This is a genomic window from Flavobacterium sp. (assembly GCF_028712645.1).
Classification (GTDB): Bacteria; Bacteroidota; Bacteroidia; order Flavobacteriales; family Flavobacteriaceae; genus Flavobacterium.
Map to the genome: position 1 here is coordinate 9,992 of NZ_JAQTPQ010000094.1, position 2,481 is coordinate 12,472.

Annotated in this window: 3 protein-coding genes; 1 reads left to right on the top strand and 2 read right to left on the bottom strand. The window is 31.8% G+C overall.

The window, feature by feature from the left end:
- Nucleotides 1-84 precede the first annotated feature (84 nt).
- Entirely contained in the window at nt 85-1,074 is a 990-nt protein-coding gene (locus tag PHC28_RS08825) for an NAD-dependent epimerase/dehydratase family protein (protein WP_300098877.1), read from the top strand.
- Here PHC28_RS08825 and PHC28_RS08830 read toward each other — a convergent pair.
- Nucleotides 1,069-1,602, bottom strand: a complete 534-nt coding sequence (locus tag PHC28_RS08830; RefSeq protein ID WP_300098881.1) for a DUF4296 domain-containing protein — start codon at nt 1,600-1,602, stop codon at nt 1,069-1,071. The two genes, PHC28_RS08825 and PHC28_RS08830, sit on opposite strands and share 6 nt — an antisense overlap.
- A gap of 12 nt (nt 1,603-1,614) precedes the next feature.
- On the bottom strand, nt 1,615-2,481 hold an 867-nt coding region (locus PHC28_RS08835; protein ID WP_300098884.1), incomplete at its 5' end, for an amidohydrolase family protein.

Genomic DNA, 2,481 nt, shown 5'->3' on the forward strand with positions numbered 1-2,481 from the left:
ATCTACTCAATTCGTGGTGGAGCCGAAAATTTGTAGTAAAAACAAAAACTTTGCGACTTCGTGGCAAAATGGTATATTTACAAAATGGTTTTAGTAACAGGAGGAACAGGATTGGTCGGTACACATTTATTGCTTCATTTAATTGAAAATGAAGAGACCGTTCGTGCCATCTATCGAAATGCCGAAACTATCAAGAAAACAAAAAACATTTTCACACTATACGAAAAAGGAGATTTATTCGAAAAAATAGAATGGGTCAAAGCTGATATTATTAATGTTCCTTCTTTGGAAACTGCTTTCGAAAACATTGATTATGTATATCACTGTGCTGCTTTGATTTCATTTGACCCGAAAGATGAAGATTTAATTCGAAAAATAAACATCGAAGGAACAGCAAACATTGTCAACTTTTGCATTGCAAACGCTGTAAAAAAACTCTGTTTTGTGAGTTCTGTAGCCGCTCTTGGCGATTTGAAGGAAAATGAAAAAATCATAACCGAAGAAACGGAGTGGAATCCAGAAAAGCCTCACAGTGATTATGCTATTTCAAAATATGGATCTGAAATGGAAATTTGGCGTGCTCAACAAGAAGGTTTAAATGCAGTAATTGTTAATCCAGGAATCATAATTGGACCTGGTTTTAATGACCAAGGAAGTGGAAAACTTTTAAAAAATGTACAAAACGGATTGCCTTTTTACACCAATGGAAGCACTGGATTTATTGCCGTTACTGATGTCGTGAAAATTATGTTTGAGTTACTGAAAAGCGAAACAGTAAATGAACGATTTACATTAATTTCGCAAAATATTGTTTACAGGGATCTTTTCAACACAATTGCAAAAGCTGCAAAAATAAAAAAACCTACCATTTATTTAAGTCCTTTTTTGATTGAGATTTTATGGAGAATTGATTGGTTTTTTTCAACTATTTTTAGATCTAAAACACATTTAGACAGAGCAACTGCCAAAGCGTCCTATTCTAAAAACTTGTTTTCAAATGAAAAAATAAAAAACACTCTAGGATACAAATTCTTGGATATTCATAAATACATAAAGGAAATAGCAAACTTATAATGCTTTCTTCTTTTTCTTTGCAGTTTTTATTGAATCGAGCGTTTTTGTGGCTTTAATTTTATTTATAGAATCAGCCACTTTTTTAATTTTGATTTCTTCCTTTGCCTTTTTTATTGAATCAGCAACTTTTTTAGCTTTTAGTTTTTCTTTTGCTGCTTTTTGGGCAATGATTTTCTTGTTTTCAATCTTAACCAATTTTTCCATCAAGGATTTATTCTTTTCTATTCGGGACTTAATAGTTTCGTACATTAGTTTATACTCCTTATAATCAGAAGCATAATAGGTGTTATTTTGCACAAATTGAATACTATCAATAGTATATTTTTTATAAATATAACTATTTGTATTTATTTTAAAAGTGTCTAATGAGCTAGGATTTGACATTTTAATACCTTCTAAAATTGATAAATCATACAAAATATTTATCATTTTATTTTTTTCAATAAGATGATCTGGAGTCTTTACAATCTCTTTTTTACAACTTGCAAAAATTATTATAACGATTAAAAACGGAATTATTTTTCTCATCTTTCTTGCATTTTATCTGTCAAACAACAGTCGTTTTCCAGCTCGTATATCCTTAACTTTAAAAGCAGAATAAATCAATTTTCCGTTTACAAAAGTATGGGTAATCCTAGATTTAAAAGTAAATCCTTCAAAGGGTGACCATCCACATTTTGAAAGAATATTTTCTTTCTTAACACTCCAAGGCAAACCTGAATTTACGATAACCAAATCAGCAAAATAACCCACTTTAATAAAACCTCGCTTTTCTATTTTGAAAATCTTGGCTGGATTATGACACATTTTTTCCACAATTTTTTCAATACTTATTTTTCCTTGATGATAGGCTTCAAACATTGCTACAACCGCATGTTGCACTAATGGTCCGCCAGAAGGTGCTTTTAAATAAGATTGCTTTTTTTCTTCCAAAGTATGAGGTGCATGATCTGTGGCAACTACGTCAATTCTGCCATCATTCAAGGCTTCCCACAAAACTTTTCGGTCATTAGGCGTTTTTACAGCAGGATTCCACTTTATCAAATTGCCTTTGGTTGCATAATCATCATTGGTAAACCATAAATGATGAATGCAGACTTCGGCAGTAATTTTCTTTTCTTCTAACGGAATCTTATTGGTAAATAAATCCATTTCCTTGGCGGTCGAAAGATGAAAAACATGTAATCTGGCACCCGTTTTTTTGGCAAGCACAATCGCTTTGGAAGACGAAATATAACACGCTTCCTCACTGCGAATAAGATGATGCGCCGTTACTGGAATATCTTCTCCGTATTGTGTTTTAAATTTTTCTAGGTTGTTTTTTATGGTAGTTTCATCTTCGCAATGCACTGCAATAAGCATTGGAGTACTTGAAAATATTTTTTCTAAAACAACCTCATTATCAAC

What these genes read in the sequence shown, in the direction of transcription:
- PHC28_RS08825 (WP_300098877.1), top strand. Translation starts at nt 85, where the DNA reads ATGGTTTTAGTAACAGGAGGAACAGGATTGGTCGGTACACATTTATTG.
- PHC28_RS08830 (WP_300098881.1), bottom strand. Translation starts at nt 1,602, where the DNA reads ATGAGAAAAATAATTCCGTTTTTAATCGTTATAATAATTTTTGCAAGT.